Raw genomic sequence first — 20,167 nt, forward strand, 5'->3', positions numbered from 1 at the left:
GGCTCGTTTTTCGGCGTATCGCCGGTATTTAAGGCTAATTAAGATTGCAATTGTATAACCAACGACGAGAATAGGAATCGGTGATACCGCATAAGCCGTAATTGTATTATGGTATTCGGGGAAGGCTGATATAAAACTCGGAACCTTCACCTACTTTGCTATTAAGCCAAACTCGTCCGCCATGCCCTGCAATGATTTCCCTGACAAGGTAAAGGCCCATACCGTGACCTGCTGCCCCGCTTTCCTGAGCGCCGACGCGACTGAACCTGGTAAACAATTTATCCTGATCCTCTTCGCTGATCCCCTCTCCCTGATCTTTTACGCAAATCTCCACAGCTTCAACACTACATTTGCAACATATTTCGATCTTTGATTTAGGCGAAGAATATTTAACCGCGTTACTGATGAGATTGTGAATCACCTGTCTTATCTTGAGCTGGTCAGCGTTAATAAACATAGGTAAAATTCCTTCATCATACCGGAAACGATGGCACAAGGTATTTCGCGTCCAATGGTCGACTACCTCACTAATTAGCGACGACAGATCGAATCTTTTAGGATATAGCTTTAAACTACCCGTTTCAATTGACGTGAGGTTTAGAAAATTGTCCATGAGCAAGTTCATGTTGTCTACTTCTCTGACTGCTAAACTCAAGTACTTACCCATGTCCGAACCCTTGTTTCTATTGGTCTTTTCTGCCAGTTGGATGTATAATTTTATAGTTGTCAATGGTGATTTTAACTCATGGCTAACCATTGCAAGCAAATCTGTTTTTTTTAACCCCGTTTCCTCTGCCTCAGGCAATTCTGTAATTGCTCCTATAATTCGGATAGGTGTTTTAGAATTATTAAAATCTACATAACCGTTTAGCCGAATCCGTCTTAGTTCACCTTCGTGACCAGCCTTGAGGGCTAATTCATGTGTAAACCTGTTGCCTGTTGAAAAAGAATTTTTCAACTTGAATAAAAATTCCCGAATTTGAGACTGCACCATACGCTTAAAAATATGAGATAGAGATACTGGATATTCTTTATTAACAGCAAAAATCTCTTTCGCTCTTTCGCATAGGGTGATCTCCATTGTGTTTAAATTGACATCCCAAAATCCTAAATCTGAAAAATCAACTTTCTTCACGGGTAGTTCTTCGGTCATCATCATGTTTGTTTTTCGTGTATTATCTTTAACCTATTAAGGTACGTTACAATTTAAACTAATCTTATGCCGGATTTTAAAAACTTATTAATTAGATACTTACGATGATTTTCAAGATTTTAAGAAATGATATTTCGTTAAATTAAATACATCTTTACCGATATAAAATAAATGTCGATCCGATCAAATGATAAACCACCGTTGTGGCAAATGACAAAATATTGACAGTCGCTTACTTATACATAAGTAGGTATGTATTATATTTGCAGCGTTAATTTTGAAAATGAATAATACACAGGAACAGATTGTTAAACTTGGCAGGGATTTTATTCAAACTTTTGGATATAACTCATTTAGTTTTAAGCAAATTGCTGACGTATTAAACATCAAGAATGCAGCAATTCATCATTATTATCCTACGAAAGAAGATTTGGGATTGGCCGTAATCGAAAAAGACAAGTCTGATTTTATGGCCTTAGCGAAAGCATTGCAAGTTGCGTCACCAACTGAAAAAACAAATGCCATTATCAATCTTTATAGAAATTACTATAATGATGGTAAAAAGCTTTGTATGATAAGTACGTGCGGATCAATATTTGAGCAGCTATCCCCCAAAATGCAATCTGCAACCAGGGAACATCTTGATACAATTTATTCTTGGTTGGAAGAGGTTTTTCAGAAGGGAGCAGACACTAAGGAATTTCATTTTTCCGAGACTGCAAAAGAAATGAGTACCCGCTGGATCGCCAATTTGCCGGGAGCATTGATTACAGGGCGAATACGCGGGAGAGAATATCTTGAAAATTCCTTGAATCAGCTTAGCGCTTCCTTGAATACAAAATAAAAAAATTTACTCAAATTACTTACTTACTAATAAGTAAGCAATAGGCTTTTATTCATAATATATAACAATTAAAATAAACAACATGAACATTTCAAAGAAAACTGTTTTGATCACGGGCGGAGGATCAGGCATAGGTCATGAAACAGCCAAATTACTAAGCGCGAAAGGAAATAAGGTTCTTATTATTGGAAGAAATGGCGGCAAACTTGAAAGAGCCGCGAACGGTTTACCAGGCGTTTCGACATTCGAAGCAGATATCACGAAAAAAGAAGATGTGATAAGGCTGATCGAAAAAATTAAAACTGATTATGCGGACTTAAGCGTAGTGATCAATAATGCCGCGGCAGCCAATGTATATAAACATTCAAATGAATCTGATTCATTTGAAAAAGCAAGTGAAGAAATCAACACGAATTATTTATCCGTGATTCGTTTGAATGAAGCCTTATTACCCCTGTTAAAGAGTCGGCAGGAAGCTGCGATTGTAAATGTAACTTCTTTAGTTGCCTTTGCACCGGTAACCGTTATCCCTACCTATTCTGATACTAAAGCTGCACTTCATTCTTACACATTAACATTAAGACATACCCTTGCTATCGACAGCTCAATTAAAGTATTTGAGTTAATGCCCCCATTAGTTAACACAGAATTCTCTAAAGAAATTGGCGGGGAGGCTAATGGAATGCCGTCACATGAAGTCGCCCAGGCGTTGGTCGATGGAATAGAAAATGACGTCTTTGAGATCCATGTCGGACAAACAAAAGATTTTCGCGAATTCTTTTTCTCGAATCCGGCTGAAGCCTTTGCAACTTTAAACCAAGCTTAGCATTAACTTATTCCTGATTGCGGCCTATCCACAACATAGATCCGCAATCAGGTAATTCTTAATTGAAAGCTTATGCCTCATCACGTACCTGTATCCTGGTCGTCCTGCGGTAATATCAGCTGAATCTGGCGGGCAGTGTATATTTTTCAGAAACGATTTAATTGCCGAAAATTAATTGTAGCATCACCTGAGGCCATTTTCAAGATCAGATAGTTAATTCGTCTTGTTGATTCAGTAATTCAAACGAGCTTTTATAGATAGGACCAAAACAGCCAATCAAATCAGCTTTAAAAATAATACCTACCCTGAGCGCTCTCAGTCCGGCAACGCCCTGTAGATCCTCCAGTTCGAAATGTTCAACATCATTATCCAGAACTTTTAGGTTTTGAAGGACGTGGATGTAACGATAATATTCTTTTTGCTCTTCATCTTTTGCATATACAATAGTCAACTTTTCTTTAGTGGTAATTCGACTTTCGCTGCCCTTTATGTGAGCCTTATCAATTCTTTTTTTAATTACTTCGTATCTGATATCGTCTGTTCCGTCAAGATCAAAATGCTGCTCATCCATCCTAAACCTGATATTGATTGGTGTACTGTAAACGAGAACCAAGGAAGTTAAGCCTAAGTGGTAAGGCAAACTATCCTTTAAATTTCGTTCCTCCATTTCCATTTCGACGGTTACCAGTAGTTGCCAAAGTTTTATTCGCTGCAATACGGTTTGGTCAAATCCGTGGTCAGGATAAATAGACTCACCGATATAAAGATTATGTTCAACGCCGTCTGTTTTAAAGCGCTCATAATAATGAGGGAAAAATCGCTGGATCTCCTCATGCCTTTTATCAAGGATAGCCGTTACCTTATTATTGATCAACAGCAGGGTTTTTTCATAATCGCGTCTTTTAGTATAAAATTCTCCCGTGAACCGGTCTGATTTCAATAAGTAAGTTTTGATGCTAATTGATAAGGCTCGGTTGAGTGATTGCAAAGATAATAGCTGGGGGTGCACCGCTATGTCCAACCATTTTTGAACCTCCTGTTCCATGCCAGATTTAATTCCGGATGATAGTTCGTCGGAAAGCAATCTGAGCCGTTTCAATATAACCTCATCAGCTGATAGGAGGTCCATCTTTGATGCCTGGTTAAAAATCAATAAAAGATGACTAACCTGATTTTCCAGATCATGTTGAACGCTTTGATTACGTGTAATTGAAGAATTCTGAACATCGACCTGTCCGTATAAAGGATACACATCCTGAAATTTAATTTCTTTGAGATTGTAGTCCCTTCCGGAATCGGTTATTTGAATAAAATTGTAGGCCTCCTGCTCAAACTTCCAGTTAACGCTCGGATGTAGCTTGGTGTAATTATTTTGAATTACAGCGCGTAACCTATTTTTAAATTCTGACACCTTGCGATCAACGGCGTCCGCCAAAAATGGCATTACAGTTTCCAGCCTGTTTGCATTGACACTATTAAAATCGTTTAATCTTGGCGAAGCGAGTTCAAAAAAAGCCAAGAGGGCGCCATTTTTTATAATTGGCGCCAAAATAAAACTGCCGACATTCAATAACTTGAAATTTTTTCCTATAGAAGAGTCAGGATACGCTCTGTCAAATTCATCCACATCCGCAATGGTGTAATAGGTATTATCGTTTAGATATTTATTATAGGCGTTTTGGAAAAAACTTTTTGTGATTTCGATATCATTTTTTTCCAAAAGAATAAAGCTTTCAATCTGTTGACCGAGAGAGATGTTTCTGAATTTACCATTTAATTCATCGTAAGAGGTGAACCCGATTTTTACCTCGGGAATCCTAAAGATAGATTTAAAAACGGCCTCCATTCTTGAATGAAGATCCGGATCATCACTGTTGCCAAGCAAATCTCCCTTTAATAAAGAAACCGCATTTTCAATGGTCACATCGATCAGGGTCATGATGGCAAAGCCTTTCATTAACCAAGTCTCCTTCGGAAATTTTTCCTTCCAAAGATCGAGTCTGTCATAGCTATTTAGGAGCAACTTAATCTCCTTGTCAGATAATTTCGGCGGTTCTTTTAGATAAACGATTTCTAAAAAGTCCGCATTATAGATAATGCGGTAATGTTTTATATAACCGTCTGAGGAGGGAATATCGTAAAATAGCGGTTTGGTAAAATCTACGCTTGTGCCATAGAATCGGTTTAGGATCAAACAACAGCTAAAAATATAAAACTGGTGGTCATCGAAATTGCGAATTTTGATTGCAAAATCTGGACCTGCCGCATTTAGTATTTCATCGAATCGTTTAGAGTAATTGAAGATCAAACCCTGGTAAGGGATACTGATAGCTTTAATTTCATTTTTGGATAACAAAGCGGGGAACAACCCGCTCAATAGCCTGCTAATCAACTCTGCGTTTTTCTGTAGTTGGCGGATTGTTGTGATACCATCTCTGAGCTCCGAGTGAAGCTTGACTTCATCAAGTAAGGTTTTTACGGACAAATCGTTATTTTCGGCGAGATCTGCTTCAAGATGATCTATCAACTTGTGAAACGAAAGGTGGATCTGAAAAGGATTATCCAAAAACCTCGGAAGTATCATATTTCTCATATTCAATTTTTCATAACAGATTAAACTATCGTTTTCCCGAATATTACATAGCTTATCAATAATTTTTGCGGATCAATAATCTTCAACATCGGGATACTATTACGGCACCTAATCATTGACCGCTGAAGTTCCTTCTGATCCGGCCTTCAATCATTCCCTAACATCGTTAGCTTTAGTTTTCTGCCCAGCAAAGCTCGTAATCCAGATACTATCAAATCGCCGCATGGATTTAATTTGGATGTATTATTCCACTCAAAAGTTATAAAAAAAGACCACCTGCGGATGTCGGTAAAGATAGATCAATTTGCATTAATAGACAACAATGTCTTTTTTTACGGAAGTCGCTTTATCGCATTGACCCAAACTTTTACAGGTTTTAATAAAATTTTGACGCGCGCGATTAACTTGATGACTGCATTTCGTTAAAGAATTCTTCAATTCACTATATATAGTTAATGAAAGTGTTGATTTTTCTATTAATGTATTGTATGTCAATACATTAATACTCGGCATGTTGTTAGTTCAATGTTATCGATAGCGTAAGTTTAGTTTTCTTGCGCTTAAGGGAAAAATAACGGTTATAGCATGCGAAATAACTTATTATTAATTGAGGATAATCAAAATTCTGTAAGGTTTACACAAGCTGCAGTTAGCATTGCAAAACACTGCAAAGCCAATATTGTGCTTTGTCAGCGGCAAACATCCATGGGGAGTACGAAACTGGTGCCCGCGGGTTTCGCAAACGATCTCTCGTACAAGGAAGATGATATGCCTGAGCCTTGGTTGATATTTCCTAATGTGAATTGGCATCATCACCCCTCGTTCTACCAGTAATCACATTCAAAATCTAAGATTTATATAAAAGCTAAAACCAGAAAACATGAAAATTAAATATCTCCCTCTATTAGCAATCCTTTACGGGTGCTCCGAGAAGCCGGCCACGCAACAGGCTCAAGTTCAGAAATTACCTGTGATACAAATCAGTACTCAGAATGCTACTACCTATCAAGACTACCCTGCCTCAATTGAAGGTGCTGTTAATGTAGAGATAAGGCCGCAAGTATCCGGTATCCTTGATAAGATATTTGTTGATGATGGTGCCTATGTAACCAAAGGACAATCATTATTTGAGATCGAAAGGGCTCCCTTTATCGAAAAGCTAAATAATGCCCGCGCGAGTCTGCGCGCCGCCCAGGGCGCTCTGGCGAGTTCCCAGCTGGAAATAGATAAACTGACCCCTCTTGTCCAAAATAGGGTGGTTTCAGATTATCAATTGAAAACCGCTGAATCTGCAAAGGAGGTAGCTATGGGTAGTCTGGAACAAGCCAAAGCGGATGTTGCCACCGCGCAAATAAATCTTGGCTATACCTTGATCAAAGCTCCGGTTAACGGTTATATTGGCCGCGTTCAACGGAAGCAGGGAAGCTTAGTTGGCCCGGCAGATCCAACTGCCTTAACTGATCTGTCTGACGTGCATCAGTTGCACGTATTCTTCGCGCTCGGGGAATTTGATTTCATTCGATTTAAATCCCAATATCCGGGTAAAAAATTAGCCGATAAACTTAGAAATGTTCCTCCCGTCGATTTGATCTTGGCGAATGATAGCGCCTTTGCTAAAAAAGGGAGAATAGATGTGATCAATGGACAGTTTGATAACAATACCGGCGCTATAACATTGCGGGCGGTCTTCAAAAATGATGATGGCCTGTTGCGTTCCGGAAATACTGGAAAGATCAGATTAGGATTAAAGTTTGGCAAGGAAATGATCGTGCCACAATCTGCTACGCTGGAAATGCAGGATCAGACTTTTGTGTTTCTGGTTACCCCTGGAAATAAAGTTACTAAACAAATCATTACTATAATAGGTAAGAGCGGAACAAATTACATTGTGAAGGACGGAATTAATCCGGGTGATTATATCGTCTATAGAGGCTATGAGCACTTGCGTGAAGGGGACGCGATAGAACCTGAAAAAACTGAAGCCGCTAATCAACTTGCGAACAACTAAAACGACTAATCATGCTAAAAAAATTCATAGACAAACCAGTCCTTGCGACCGTAATATCCTCCCTGCTGGTGATTCTTGGGATTATTGGGATGTTGAATCTTCCCCTTGAACGATTTCCGGATATTGCGCCGCCTTCCGTGCAGGTGACGGCGACCTATCCAGGTGCGAACGCCGAAACAATCCTGCGTTCAGTTGCGCCGTCTCTTGAAGAAGCAATTAATGGCGTAGATAATATGACTTATATGAGCTCAGTTGCGAGTAACGACGGATCACTGGTCATATCTGTTTATTTTAAATCTGGAACTAACCCGGACCAAGCTGCAGTAAATGTTCAAAATAGAGTTACGCAAGCAACAAGTCAATTACCTGCTGAAGTGGTCCAGCGAGGAATTGTTACTCAGAAAAAGGTAAACAGTTTGTTATTGGTAACCACCCTCTATTCACAAAGCCCGCATTTTGACCAGAAATTCTTGGCCAACTATGCAGAAATTAATATCATTCCTGACTTAAAACGTATCCAGGGAGTCGGAGAAGCTACGCTGATCGGTGGCAGCAAGGACTATTCAATGAGGATATGGCTAAAACCTAACCAGCTTGCTGCATATCATATGTCAGCACAGGAAGTCCTTGACGCGATCGCTGACGAAAACCTCGAAGCCGCGCCTGGTAAATTCGGAGAAGGTAGTAAGGAAGCTTTCGAGTACGTTATTAAATACGATGGGAAAAATAACAAACCTGAACAATATGAAGACATTGTCATCCGTGCTAATCCAGACGGTTCAGTTTTAAAGTTAAAAGATGTTGCAAGGGTTGAACTCGGAACTTATAGTTATAATGGCTTTGTTTCATTAAACGGGAGTCCTGGAGTAAACATTATTTTATTTCAGCTGCCAGGCGCGGACGGGAATGCAATCCAGATCGAGGCCGCGAAATTATTCAAAAAATATCGCGCAAACTATCCGAAAGGAGTGCTTGACCATGTTATCTATAACACTAAAGATGCGCTCGATATCTCTATAGAACAAGTACAACATACCCTGCTCGAGGCTTTTGTTTTGGTATTTATCGTAGTTTTTGTTTTCCTTCAGGACTTCAGATCCACTTTGATCCCGGCGATAGCAGTTCCTGTAGCAATAGTGGGTACATTTTTCTTTATGTCCGTGTTCGGGTTCACAATCAATTTGCTGACTTTGTTTGCGTTGGTACTGGCGATCGGAATCGTGGTGGACGATGCCATCGTAGTTGTAGAAGCGGTGCATTCAAAAATGGATTCAGAACACATCGGGCCAAAAGCGGCGACGCTGGCCGCAATGCACGAAATCACAGGTGCAATTATTTCTATTACATTAATTATGTCCGCTGTTTTCCTGCCGATTGGGTTGATGAAAGGGTCTACCGGTTTGTTTTACCGCCAGTTTGCTTTTACACTGGCGATCGCCATCGTAATATCCGCAGTAAACGCGCTGACCCTCAGCCCTGCGCTATGCGCGTTAATTTTAAAAGACAAGCATATGAGCGAAAATGGGCAAGTGAAAAAGAAAACTTTCAAACAGCGTTTCTTTACCGCCTTTAACGTGGGGTTTACGAATTTAACGACAAAATATGTCGGTAGCCTTGGTTGGCTGATTAAAAGGAAATGGCTGGCCTTAGGTGGCTTAGTATTGATAGCTTTTTTTACCGTGGTGATGGTAAAGAGGACACAGACCGGCTTCATTCCGACTGAAGATATTGGTTTTGTCGCCGTTGCTATTACCATGCAGCCAGGAACTTCTTTGGAGCGAATGAAACAATTGTCCGACGAATCAGAAAAGTTGCTTTCTGAGATGCCTCAGGCCGAAAAAGTGAATTCTTTAACAGGTTTCAACCTGCTTACTTTTTCGAATAGTCCATCATCGGACCAAGTGTTTATAATCCTTAAACCGGAGAATAAGCGAGGCCCGGTAAAAAGTATTCCAGATATTATGGCAGCAATTGCGGCTAAACTTGCGACTATTAAAGGGGAGGATAGCTTTGTCTTTGAGTTCCCTTCGATAGCAGGGTATAGCAGCGTAGACGGGCTAGACATTATATTGCAGGATAGGACGAGTGAGCCGAATCTTTTAAAGTTCGGTGGTATATCGGACAAATTCATAGCAGATCTGATGAAGCGCAAGGAAATTGCTTTTGCTTTTACCACTTTCAGAGCCGACTACCCGCAATTTAATTTGCAAATCGACAAACTGAAAGCCAAGCAATTAGGAGTCAGCATCCGGGACATCTTATTGACTATGCAGACCTATTTCGGAAGTATCCAGGCATCAGACTTCAACAGGTTCAGCAAATACTACAGGGTCGAGGTGCAGGCAGACGTGCAATTTAGGAATGATCCCTCGAAGATGGCGGGTATATATGTCAAGAATCACAAAGGGGAAATGCTACCTATCAATACGCTTGTTCATTTAAAAAAGGTGTATGGCCCGGAAACTGCCACCCGTTACAACCTCTTTAATTCTATCGAAATCACAGCCCTTCCTAAAAAGGGATACAGTACGGGCGACGCGATCAAAGCCGTTCAGGAAGTTTCTCAAAGTTTGCCTGATGGCTATTCACAGGAATTCTCTGGTTTAACCAAAGAACAAATCGCTTCCGGAGGACAAGCCATTTTTGTATTCACCCTATGTCTTATTTTTGTGTATTTCCTGCTTTCGGCACAATACGAGAGCTATATTCTTCCGTTTGCGGTAATTCTATCAATTCCTACGGGGATATTTGGTGTGTTTGCTGCAATTGGACTTACCGGTATTGAAAACAACATTTATGTACAGGTTTGTATCATCATGCTTATCGGTTTGTTAGCCAAAAATGCGATCCTGATCGTCGAATTTGCCGTGCAACGCCGAAGGGCCGGGCATGAACTGGTCAAATCGGCTATTGAAGCCGCCGGTTTGCGAATTCGCCCCATCATTATGACTTCGCTGGCATTCATCGTGGGTATGATTCCGATGATGGGGGCACATGGCCCTTCAGCTAATGGCAATCATTCCATCAGCGTTGGGGCCGCCGGCGGGATGTTGTGCGGCGTGGTTTTCGGGCTTTTCATTATACCAGTACTCTACGTTGTTTTCCAATCCCTTCAGGAAAAAATTACCGGGAAGCCAAAATTGAAATCACTTGAACACGATGAAGAGGAAATTTTAATACTTAACTGACCATGAAATCATTAAATAAAAAACACACCATATGGTCAACAGGTGCCATCCTGTTGACTTGCGCGATCTTTGTATCGTGTAAGATATCAAAGGATATTGCTGTTCCCGATGCAGCGCTACCGGCCAATTATATTTCCCAAGGGCAAGCAGACACAACGTCTGTCGGTAAATTACCCTGGAAGGAATTTTTTGCAGACGAACAATTGAAGCAGTTAATCGCTGATGCGCTGGAGCATAACTATGATTTACAGTTCGCGCTTAAAAATATAGATGCAGCAGCTTTAACGCTTAAACAAGCGAAATTGGGTAATATACCAACGGTCGACCTATTGGCCACAGCTTCAAGCAGCCGCCCATCCGATAATAGCCTGAATGGGCTTTCTTTAAGTCAGTATTTAAGTACCAAACATATTGAGGATTATACACTCGCGGTTCAGATTAGCTGGGAGGCAGATATATGGGGGAAAATCAGGAGTCAGAAAGCAGCCGCGCTGGCGTCCTTTCTAAACACACAGGAAGCGCACAAAGCAATACAAACCGAACTGGTTAACAGTGTTTCGAAAGGCTACTATAACCTGCTAATGCTGGATGATCAAATGGCCATAGCCAAACAGAATGTATTGCTGAATGATTCCACGCTAAAGATGATAACTTTACAATATCAATCGGGTCAGGTTACTTCGCTGGCGGTTCAACAAGCACAGGCTCAAAAACTGACGGCACTGGAACTTATCCCTCAATTTGAAAAACAGATCGCCGTTCAGGAAAATGCCATTAGCATTTTATGCGGCCATTATCCTGGCGAGATAAAGAGAGATGTAAACCTTAATAACATACTTATTTCAGATAAACTTGAAGCCGGTGTCCCCTCAGATTTGCTTAGCCGCAGGCCTGATGTTCGCCAGGCAGAACTCGCTCTTTCAAAGGCAAATGCAAACGTTGGTTATGCCAGAGCGAATATGTATCCTTCCTTAACTATAACTGCCCAAGGCGGATTGGACGCTTTCAAAGCCAGTAACTGGTTCAATATTCCAGCATCATTATTCGGGACGGTAATCGGAGGGATAACTCAGCCGCTTTTTCAGCAAAAAAGATTGAATACCTTTTATAAAGTCGCCCAAATCAACCGGGACCAGACTGTACTTCAATTTCGTCAATCGGTATTGATAGCGGTGGAGGAGGTATCTGACGCGCTGGTAGAGATGAATAAGTTGAAACAACAACAATTTTTGGCTGCTGAACGAACCAATACATTGATTGTTGCCGCACAAAATTCGCAGCTTCTCTTTAAAAATGGTCTGGCGAACTATTTAGAGGTCATCACGGCGCAAAGTAATGTTTTACAAAGTCAGCTGCAATTAGCTGCCGTAACGAAAGCTCAACTTGATGCTTCGGTTGATTTATACCGCTCTTTAGGCGGCGGTTGGAATTGATCGCGAGAATGGTAATTAAAACTCAGACTTTAACCTTCTAATGGCTAATTGCGAAGCGATTCCACTTGTAGCTATGATGGCAAATATTATGATTACCTGTAAAAGCGCTTTCTGCAAATGCTCAGAGAAGTTAATCGGATACAAAGAAAATATCCTTCGAGGTTTAGCCTTATTTGGGCCAGCTATTTTCCATTACTAACCGTTTTTATGGACAAATCAAACAGTCAATAACTCTTCAATTATAATTTAACATATTAAGTTCAACATGGAATACAGACAGTTAGGAGACTCGGGATTAAGGGTGCCGGTATTAAGTTTCGGTACGGCGACATTTGGCGGTGGCAACGAATTTTTCAAAGCCTGGGGAAGCACTAATGTAGCTGAAGCAACGCGCCTCAGCTAAAACGGTTAGATAAGGCCAGCGAGGTAATTCCCATTTATCCCTATTGGCACCAGCGTCAATTTTCCGAGCTAAATACCCCCCGATTATATAGTCAGCGTTGAAAATAATATCTTATAAATGGGAATTAAAGCCGTTTCATGGCAAATCATGAAACGGCTTTTAGTATAGAGGATGTCTTCTTTGAACTATCAGTTAATGCATCAATAAATAGTAAATGCTCAGATTAAAAAAACGTAAACAAATCAAGATCTAACTGGTAATAAGCGCTCAACCATTAAGCTTTTGGTTTTGCGCCTTCCACTATGACGCCAGTATAAACCGCCCCATCAAATCTATGTTGGATGATTTCCTGGTAGGCCGGGCTATTGTACCAGTCCTCTGCGTCTTTAAAAGACGGGAACTCTAAAATTACCACGCCCTCTACTTCGGGCCCTTCGATAACCTTTTGTTCTCCATAGGCAACGACAGGTTTGAAGGTAACGCCTTCCATGGCGGTTGGCAGCAAATTGATATAAGTATCCAATTCGGCCTTGTTAGTTGTTTTTTCACGAATGAAAACGATGTAAGCTGACATAGTTGTTGTTGTTAAATTAATAATGTTTTTTAGTTCAAATGATACGATTCGCCTCGATCTTTTACGATGCTGAATCATAACCACCGCAAAATAGATAATTTTGTCTATTTTTGACAATGGACTTTTTTTTAATGACACTGTACTGGAAATTTCGAGGTTATTAACAAAAAGATTAAACCATAACTGAATAATACCACATGGTATATTGATCAATTGTTGTATTTTTACCGTCTATTTTTAATTAGTCTAAATAAATGATTTGTACTTTTCAACCTTTTATCACCAGGAAATTGGCGTCCCTTGCCAGTTTAATCATGATCTTCTTAGGAATAAACACTACAGTTTATGCACAATTGTCAAAGGGAATAATCAAAGGAAAAGTCGAAACTTCCGACGGGAAGGCCGCGGATAACGTTTCTGTAACTCTCAAAGAAACAGGAAATGGAACCATTACCGATGATTATGGCAACTTTGAACTCAGAACAACAGCTGGTCATTATACCCTCATCATCTCGCAGGTGGGCGCCCAGAAGCAGTTTGTTCCCGTGGATGTAGTTGCAGGGCAAAATACCACCGTGCCCACTGTCAAACTAAATATCAACAACAACGGGCTTCAGGAGGTTACCATTAGTTCCGGCCGTACCAATAAATTTACCCGTAAAGCAAGCAGTTATGTTACCAAAATGGCCCTTAGCAATATGGAGAACCCCCAGGTTTATACCAGCATCAGCAAAGAACTGTTAAAAGATCAGCAGATCAATAATATTGATGATGCATTGAAAAACGCCGCTGGCGTAACTAAATTGTTTGAGGCCACCAGCCGTGCAGGTTCCGGGGGTACCCAATTTGTGCTGCGCGGTTTTGCAACACAGGCTAAACTCAGGAACGGGCTTGCAGGAAATATCACTACTGTAACGGATGCAGCTAACGTAGAGTCCGTAGAAGTGATCAAAGGCCCCTCGGCTACTTTATTTGGCAATTCACTTACCTCCTACGGCGGCATGATTAACCGGGTAACCAAAAAGCCATTTTCTGCAACAGCAGGCGAAGTGTCCTACTATGGAGGCAGCTATGGCCTTAACCGTATCAGCGCCGATTATAACACACCGCTTGATTCTGCTGGGAAGGTACTGTTCAGGGTGAATACAGCTTATAATTATCAGAATAACTTTCAGGATAACGGTTTCAGGCGTAGTTTTCTTTTGGCTCCATCATTCTCGTATAAAGCAAACGATAAATTAGCGTTTAACCTGGATGCCGAGTTTAACACCCTGCAAAGCGGCGGAAGCCAGTATCTTTACATCTACACAAGTGCCACCTCTCCCATATCTGCTTTGGGTGTCAATAACGCTGGGCAGGTGCCTATCAATTACAAAAGTTCATTCTCTGGCAATGATGTGCAAAAGACTGGGCAAAACGCAAACGTGTTTGGGCAGATGAATTACAAGATCTCCTCAAACTGGAAATCACAAACCAATTTTAGTGTTACCACCAGCTCATCAAAAGGATCGGCTCCTTATTTTTACCTCATTCCGGGCAGTACCGTTCGTTCGCTTACCGGTTCAGCATCTTACACCGATCCCTTATACCTGGAACGCATGGTATGGGAACCCCAGGGAACCGACCTGAATGCCGAATTACAGGAAAATATCACGGGCGACTTTAAGGTACGCGGTTTAAGGAACCGGATTACCGCAGGTTTGGATTACTTTCATGCCCACACCAACATTACCTTTAACCGTTTTGCTAACGTTACGCCAAAAGGCACAAAGATCAATGACCTGTTTGATTTTGTGAGCATTACCAACCCTGGTAACAACTATTATAACTTTAATGAAAACAAGGTTGACTCGGCATATGCAAACCGGCCGGCCGGAACAGTATTAACCAGCAAAGCCGATACTTACACTTACAGCGCCTATGCTGCCGATGTGTTGAATATTACTGACAATTTGCTTGCATTGCTTAGTTTACGTATAGACAGGTTCCAGAACGAGGGAATTTTAAACAACTCTACCAATGTAACATCTCCCGGATACGGACAAACAGCTTTGTCGCCAAAATTTGGTTTGGTTTACCAGATCATACCGGAAAAAGTCTCACTTTTTGGAAACTACCAAACAGGGTTTACCAACAAAACCGGTACTGACTTTGAAGGTAAAAACTTTAAACCTGAACACGCCAATCAGTCAGAAGGCGGTGTAAAGTTTGATCTGCTTAATGGCAGACTGAGCGGCAACGTAAGCTATTACAATATTAAGGTGGTTGATATTATACGTGTTTATGACCCTAGTCCCCAGCTGTCTATCCAGAATGGTACCCAACGCAGCCGCGGCATTGAGGCAGAAGTGGTAGCCAATCCATTTGCCGGGTTCAATGCAATTGCAGGTTACGGATATAATGATAGCAAATATATTAATACCAGTACTGCCTTGAACGGCCGCAGGCCAACTTCTGCCGGTCCGGCACGTTCGGCTAACCTTTGGATGAGCTACCGCATCAGCAATGGCGCGGTTAAAGGACTGGGCTTTGGAGCTGGTGGCAATTATGCAAGTGATGTTTATGCCTTAAACAGCGCAACTGCGGGTGTGTTTACACTGCCCGCTTATACGGTTTATAATGCAGCTGTATTCTATGATCAATCGCGCTACCGTATTGGTTTAAAAATGAATAACATTGGCGATAAACATTATTGGGTGGGCAGCGGCACGATGAACCCTCAGATGCTGCGCGAGCTTATTGCAAATGTGACATTTAAATTTTAAGACCATCAATAATATGAGGCCTTTTAAAAAGACGATATTGTTTGTACACCGCTGGCTCGGATTTATTTCCGGGCTGGTGGTTTTTGTCGTTAGTGTCACCGGCTGCATCTTTTGCTTTCAGGATGAAATTCAGGATGCCCTGTACAGCTACCGCAAGGTAATGGTGCAGGACAAGTCGATGCTGAAACCATCGGTATTTCTACATTCAGCCCTCAAAAAGTACCCGGAAGGGAAAGTGACCTCGGTGCTTTATTTTGGTGATAACCGATCGGTGCAGGTAAGGGTTAGTAATAAAAACGTTATCCATTCCCTCTTTTTTAATCCCTACAACGCGCAATTTCTGTATGACCAGGACTTCAAGAGCAGCTTTTTTAACCAAGTAAAAAACATACACCTGTACTGTTTTATGCCGCCTAAAATCGGAGCAGCCGTAAGAAACATTTGCGTGATCATTTTTGTGGTATTGATGATCACGGGCATTATCCTCTGGTGGCCCAAACGCAGATCTGACCGTAAACGCAGCTTTACCATCAAATGGAAGGGTAAATGGCGCAGGGTGAACTATGACCTGCACAACGTGCTCGGCTTTTATGCTGCGGCCTTTATACTTATTATCGCATTGAGCGGTCTGAATATGGCTTATGAAAGTTTGGGCAGAAGTGTTAAGCAGATGCTGAACGGCGGAAAGGAATATCCCTTTGAAGTAAAAAAGATTAAATCAGATACCATGCAAACCGGCCAGGCTTTGAAAATAACCGAAGTGATGGATCTGGCCTATGATACGGTGAAGCAAAAATCTGCAGCCGCGCAAATGTTGATCATGATACCCGGTGCTGCAAAAAGCGCAACAGTAAGCGTGACTGCATACCCCCAGGCTTTACACTTTAGCCATAATGATGGGTATAATTTTGATAAATACAATGCAAAACTATTACGTTACCTGCCTTTTGGAGATAAAAGCGCCGGGTTTAAATTCAGCAATATGAATTATGATATCCATACCGGGCAGATAGCGGGCCTCGCTGGCAAAATTATCGCGTTCCTGGCCAGTCTTATCAGTGCATCGCTCCCTATCACCGGCCTCATTGTTTACCTGGCTAAAAAAGGAAAAAAGAAAAAGCCGGTGCGGCTTGCATCAACTCTATAATGGGTTTATTTAACGACTATCCTTGCAAAGAGGTAACCAAAGAAACAAAAACCGAATCAGGCCTTATTTAAAGCGCAAACAGTCAATATCGGTGGCGTAATCATGACTATTCCCTTATTTCAAACACCATTTTATCTGCATGAACATCGTCATTTTGTGCTTAAATATGCAAATTCATTTTACCTACTGGTGAAATATCCAATCATTCCTGGTTTAAATATTGGATATCTTTGCCGTATGAAAGATCAAGGGATCCAGGAAAAGTTGTATAAGGATGTGCTGGAAAAAAGGGGTGTCAAATTGTCGGGCATTCAGGATGAGAAATTTCGTTACGCGTGTATGAAAGCCGTTGCCGAAAATCCAGAATTCCGCTATTTTGATCAGATGGCGGCTTGCCATATCTACCTAAATTTTATCTTAAACAACCCGGAGGTTGACCTTGGCCCGGTCAAACGGCCAAATATTAAATAAGGTTGTGCGCAAAAAATTGAGGGAAGTTTTCCTTGAAGATTATCTCTTGGTAAACCACGACGATCACTTCAATTTCGTCCCGGCTATATTTAGCCTGAAGCCTTTCTGCATAGAACAGGTTCCCATCGTCCAAATCTTCGAAAGCTTTAATCACTTTCTTATCTTTGAAAAAATCCTCAATCTTAAAATTGACAGGATCCCCGGTTTGCGGGATGTGTGGCGGATTTTCAATGATGATATTTTGCGGGCCATTGTATTCCGGATAGAAGAAATTGGTGTCGAATTCAAAGCGAACGATCGTTTTCATAAGCGATGGTTAATGATTAAATTTCGGTATTAAAATTTGAATAAACAATAATAATCCTTCCATTTTCAGTCTTAAAGATTCGTAAAAGGGTGTTTTTCTACTCACTAAGTCGCGGAATCACAAGCTATGGCGTGCACAGGTTTGCAGCCAACTATAAATTGCTTAGCATAACAGACAAAAATATATCAAGACGTAGTCATTGAATTCAACCGTTATTCGACTACAGTACTTTGAATTCGGCTTAAAATCATTGTCTGTAAGACTTGTTTATAAGGTACATCTAAAAACACAAATATAGCAACAAGAGGCGCAAAAGTGAAAGGGACTCCGTATCGAAGCAACCGCGCGGACTGATAAACGGAGCAAAAAAGAAGGTACCACCACTAAAAAGTGGAAGCGAAATTATACCTTTACCGAAATCGCCCGTGCGCACCAGATCGTTGGCAATAAACACAATAGGTAAAATAGTATTACCTGACAATCCCCAAAATTGGTGTATTTTCCGATAAACAGCATTTTGCGTTCAGGCGCTCCTCGAATAATTGCAGATAACGATTAATAAGTGACTTTTAATTGTACCATGGTATTTGGAGCGATGGGCAGTGGTGCAGATCTGTTGATGGTGATCTTGCTAATATAAGGTCGCGGACACGGAGCTGATGTATTTGAAACAGCATATACGAGTGTATCCGTTTTGAGATTCGCAACCCTGATATAGCATGTATCGATTTGTTTAACGCGTCGTAAATCAAAAGAAAAATATCTTTGGTCGGAAGCAGATTTGAGGGCAGGACTGATCGTGTCTGTTTTGTTTATATCGGTTTTGAGATAAATCTTAATATCTGTTGCTGTATAAACCGGCATCGTAAGATCCGTCTCATTGATTACCTGAAAATTTAGGGACGGTAAAACATATTGAGCCGTACAAGCGATTTGTCCATTACCTTTATTGGTACAGGAAGCCAAGAAAAATGAAAGAATCAATAAGCAGATGATTGAAGACACATTTTTCATTTTGCAGGTTTATAATAGCTATACGAATATGAAGCTAATAACGCTACAAGCCTTTTCGATATGCTAATCTCCAATTTGACATAAACAAAAGAGTGCCCTCAGGCGGAAATCTGATTAATAGCGGCTAAGTCATGACTAAATTACTTATTATCAAGCCAACTGATCACTGCCTGGTGAAAACTGATAGTCGGCTATGTAATCGATATTAACGGGTGTGGTTCAGAAGAAACGTTACTCAAAGAAGAACGATTGCTATTGCGGAATGGAAACGTTGGATTCTAATGATCGGCAATAACACCTACTTATTATCGTGCTTACTTTGAAGTTTTACCCAATTTAAAACTACAATTCCAGGCGCCGTTCCTGACTTCGAATAAAACATCCTCATCTCTCTCAGGCAGATGTTCCCTTATACAATCGGTAACTTGCTTTTTGATCTTCCGGTAAGTGGACATATGATCTGTTTCCGTATCCGTTAGATTGATGAGGATATGGTCTTTAAATATATCCAAGTTCCAATCAGATGAACATTTAAGCGTAATGAGTTTGATCAGATCTTCACGGAGTAATTCCATTAATGACTAAATTATTGGGTGATCTTTGTCCTGCCAGTAAATCAGTGACAGATTCATTGAATGTATAATGGCCAGGGTAGCCTTCTTGCTTTCCAATTGTACTTTACGCTGATTTTCGTCCATAAAGGCAGGCAATGAAAGGTACCCAATCACATTGCCGGTTTGCGAATTGATAAACTGGTAATGATTAAGCTCCTGTCCCATACCTTAAATCTACTAAAAATCATGATATTTTGTCGCTGATATACAATTTAAAGTCCAAGGTGCCGGGATACATAAGAAATTGTCTGATGTTTAGAAGCGGTTCTTGTCATTGGCAAGCGGATATGTTTTTTTTATGCGGCCATCGGGTCGTCATTTCATTTTCAGAGTTAGCGAGTGAAATAGTTTAAACGTTATTAAATAAGGGTATTTAGTTATGAGTAAAAACCATCAGCATAGACTGTTGTTTATCAGGTATATCTAAAAAAAAGAAACCTATGGCAAAGAAGGGCGCAAAAGTGGAAAGGAACTCCGTATCGGAGCAGCCACACGAACTGAAATACGAAGCGAGAAAAGAAGGCACAACTGCTAAAAATGTAGAGGCTGCGAAACAGGCGACCGGGAGTAATAAACGTGCGGCGGTCGAAAAGAAGCTCGAAACCAAGAAATAAGAAAAGCCCCGCAAGGGGCTTTGTTGTCTAAACCATTATGAACCGAAAAATAAAACCAACCGCAGCAGATACGCGCTCGGTGGATATTGAGGATGCCTATGCCCTGGAATCTGGGCGAAGGAATTTAACGTGTCACAGGAAAAGATTATAGCGGCGGTACTGGCTGCCGGTACAGCAGCGCCGGATGTCAAACGCGAACTCAAAAAATAAGAT

The 20,167-nt window shown here is 40.9% G+C and carries 19 protein-coding genes; 12 read left to right on the forward strand and 7 right to left on the reverse strand.

Annotated elements, in window-relative coordinates; all coding sequences use genetic code 11:
* Positions 1–106 precede the first annotated feature (106 nt).
* Positions 107–1,159: a sensor histidine kinase gene (locus tag WC743_RS04070; protein ID WP_373010517.1), complete on the reverse strand. Its 1,053-nt coding sequence runs from the start codon at positions 1,157–1,159 to the stop codon at positions 107–109.
* A gap of 277 nt (positions 1,160–1,436) precedes the next feature.
* Between WC743_RS04070 and WC743_RS04075 the strand changes: the two genes are divergently transcribed.
* Both WC743_RS04075 and WC743_RS04080 read left to right on the forward strand, forming a co-directional pair.
* Positions 1,437–1,997 (forward strand): TetR/AcrR family transcriptional regulator, encoded by a 561-nt coding sequence (locus WC743_RS04075; protein WP_373010518.1) that lies wholly within the window; start codon positions 1,437–1,439, stop codon positions 1,995–1,997.
* 82 nt (positions 1,998–2,079) lie between these two features.
* A complete protein-coding gene (locus WC743_RS04080) occupies positions 2,080–2,823 on the forward strand; it encodes an SDR family oxidoreductase (RefSeq protein WP_373010519.1) in 744 nt (247 codons plus the stop codon).
* 205 nt (positions 2,824–3,028) lie between these two features.
* On the opposite strand, the gene WC743_RS04085 is transcribed toward WC743_RS04080, so the two are convergent.
* Complete coding sequence (locus tag WC743_RS04085; protein WP_373010520.1) at positions 3,029–5,350, reverse strand: GAF domain-containing protein; 2,322 nt, start codon at positions 5,348–5,350, stop codon at positions 3,029–3,031.
* A gap of 651 nt (positions 5,351–6,001) precedes the next feature.
* On the opposite strand from WC743_RS04085, the gene WC743_RS04090 reads away from it, so the two are divergent.
* From WC743_RS04090 to WC743_RS04110, 5 genes are all read left to right on the forward strand, one after another.
* Positions 6,002–6,250 carry a hypothetical protein gene (locus WC743_RS04090; protein WP_373010521.1) on the forward strand — a complete coding sequence of 83 codons (249 nt, stop codon included), beginning with the start codon at positions 6,002–6,004 and terminating at the stop codon, positions 6,248–6,250.
* 46 nt (positions 6,251–6,296) lie between these two features.
* Positions 6,297–7,424, forward strand: coding sequence for an efflux RND transporter periplasmic adaptor subunit (locus WC743_RS04095; protein WP_373010523.1), 1,128 nt, complete (start codon positions 6,297–6,299; stop codon positions 7,422–7,424).
* A gap of 11 nt (positions 7,425–7,435) precedes the next feature.
* The gene (locus tag WC743_RS04100) at positions 7,436–10,612 is read left to right on the forward strand and encodes an efflux RND transporter permease subunit (protein WP_373010524.1); all 3,177 of its coding nucleotides are present in this window, start codon (positions 7,436–7,438) and stop codon (positions 10,610–10,612) included.
* 2 nt (positions 10,613–10,614) lie between these two features.
* Positions 10,615–12,045 (forward strand): efflux transporter outer membrane subunit, encoded by a 1,431-nt coding sequence (locus WC743_RS04105; protein ID WP_373010525.1) that lies wholly within the window; start codon positions 10,615–10,617, stop codon positions 12,043–12,045.
* A 265-nt stretch (positions 12,046–12,310) separates the two neighbouring features.
* Positions 12,311–12,448: a hypothetical protein gene (locus WC743_RS04110; RefSeq protein WP_373010527.1), complete on the forward strand. Its 138-nt coding sequence runs from the start codon at positions 12,311–12,313 to the stop codon at positions 12,446–12,448.
* 274 nt (positions 12,449–12,722) lie between these two features.
* Here the strand turns inward: WC743_RS04110 and WC743_RS04115 are convergent, their stop codons facing one another.
* Positions 12,723–13,022: a DUF1330 domain-containing protein gene (locus WC743_RS04115; protein ID WP_373010528.1), complete on the reverse strand. Its 300-nt coding sequence runs from the start codon at positions 13,020–13,022 to the stop codon at positions 12,723–12,725.
* Between the two features lie 314 nt (positions 13,023–13,336).
* Between WC743_RS04115 and WC743_RS04120 the strand changes: the two genes are divergently transcribed.
* From WC743_RS04120 to WC743_RS04130, 3 genes are all read left to right on the forward strand, one after another.
* Positions 13,337–15,787 carry a TonB-dependent receptor domain-containing protein gene (locus WC743_RS04120; RefSeq protein ID WP_373010530.1) on the forward strand — a complete coding sequence of 817 codons (2,451 nt, stop codon included), beginning with the start codon at positions 13,337–13,339 and terminating at the stop codon, positions 15,785–15,787.
* 13 nt (positions 15,788–15,800) lie between these two features.
* Complete coding sequence (locus WC743_RS04125) at positions 15,801–16,934, forward strand: PepSY-associated TM helix domain-containing protein (protein WP_373010531.1); 1,134 nt, start codon at positions 15,801–15,803, stop codon at positions 16,932–16,934.
* 237 nt (positions 16,935–17,171) lie between these two features.
* Positions 17,172–17,405 carry a hypothetical protein gene (locus WC743_RS04130; RefSeq protein ID WP_373010532.1) on the forward strand — a complete coding sequence of 78 codons (234 nt, stop codon included), beginning with the start codon at positions 17,172–17,174 and terminating at the stop codon, positions 17,403–17,405.
* On the opposite strand, the gene WC743_RS04135 is transcribed toward WC743_RS04130, so the two are convergent.
* The 4 genes from WC743_RS04135 to WC743_RS04150 form a co-directional block, all read right to left on the reverse strand.
* Positions 17,398–17,712, reverse strand: a complete 315-nt coding sequence (locus WC743_RS04135) for a hypothetical protein (protein WP_373010533.1) — start codon at positions 17,710–17,712, stop codon at positions 17,398–17,400. The genes WC743_RS04130 and WC743_RS04135 overlap by 8 nt on opposite strands.
* Before the next feature lie 555 nt (positions 17,713–18,267).
* A complete protein-coding gene (locus tag WC743_RS04140) occupies positions 18,268–18,726 on the reverse strand; it encodes a hypothetical protein (protein WP_373010534.1) in 459 nt (152 codons plus the stop codon).
* Positions 18,727–19,040: 314 nt separating this feature from the next.
* The gene (locus WC743_RS04145) at positions 19,041–19,301 is read right to left on the reverse strand and encodes a hypothetical protein (protein WP_373010536.1); all 261 of its coding nucleotides are present in this window, start codon (positions 19,299–19,301) and stop codon (positions 19,041–19,043) included.
* 6 nt (positions 19,302–19,307) lie between these two features.
* A complete protein-coding gene (locus tag WC743_RS04150) occupies positions 19,308–19,505 on the reverse strand; it encodes a hypothetical protein (RefSeq protein ID WP_373010537.1) in 198 nt (65 codons plus the stop codon).
* A 275-nt stretch (positions 19,506–19,780) separates the two neighbouring features.
* On the opposite strand from WC743_RS04150, the gene WC743_RS04155 reads away from it, so the two are divergent.
* Positions 19,781–19,954, forward strand: a complete 174-nt coding sequence (locus tag WC743_RS04155) for a hypothetical protein (RefSeq protein ID WP_373010538.1) — start codon at positions 19,781–19,783, stop codon at positions 19,952–19,954.
* 108 nt (positions 19,955–20,062) lie between these two features.
* The gene (locus WC743_RS04160) at positions 20,063–20,164 is read left to right on the forward strand and encodes a DUF3606 domain-containing protein (RefSeq protein ID WP_373010813.1); all 102 of its coding nucleotides are present in this window, start codon (positions 20,063–20,065) and stop codon (positions 20,162–20,164) included.
* Positions 20,165–20,167: the final 3 nt, after the last annotated feature.

The sequence above is a fragment of the Mucilaginibacter sp. genome, from assembly GCF_041660805.1.
In the GTDB taxonomy this organism is placed as follows: Bacteria; Bacteroidota; Bacteroidia; order Sphingobacteriales; family Sphingobacteriaceae; genus Mucilaginibacter.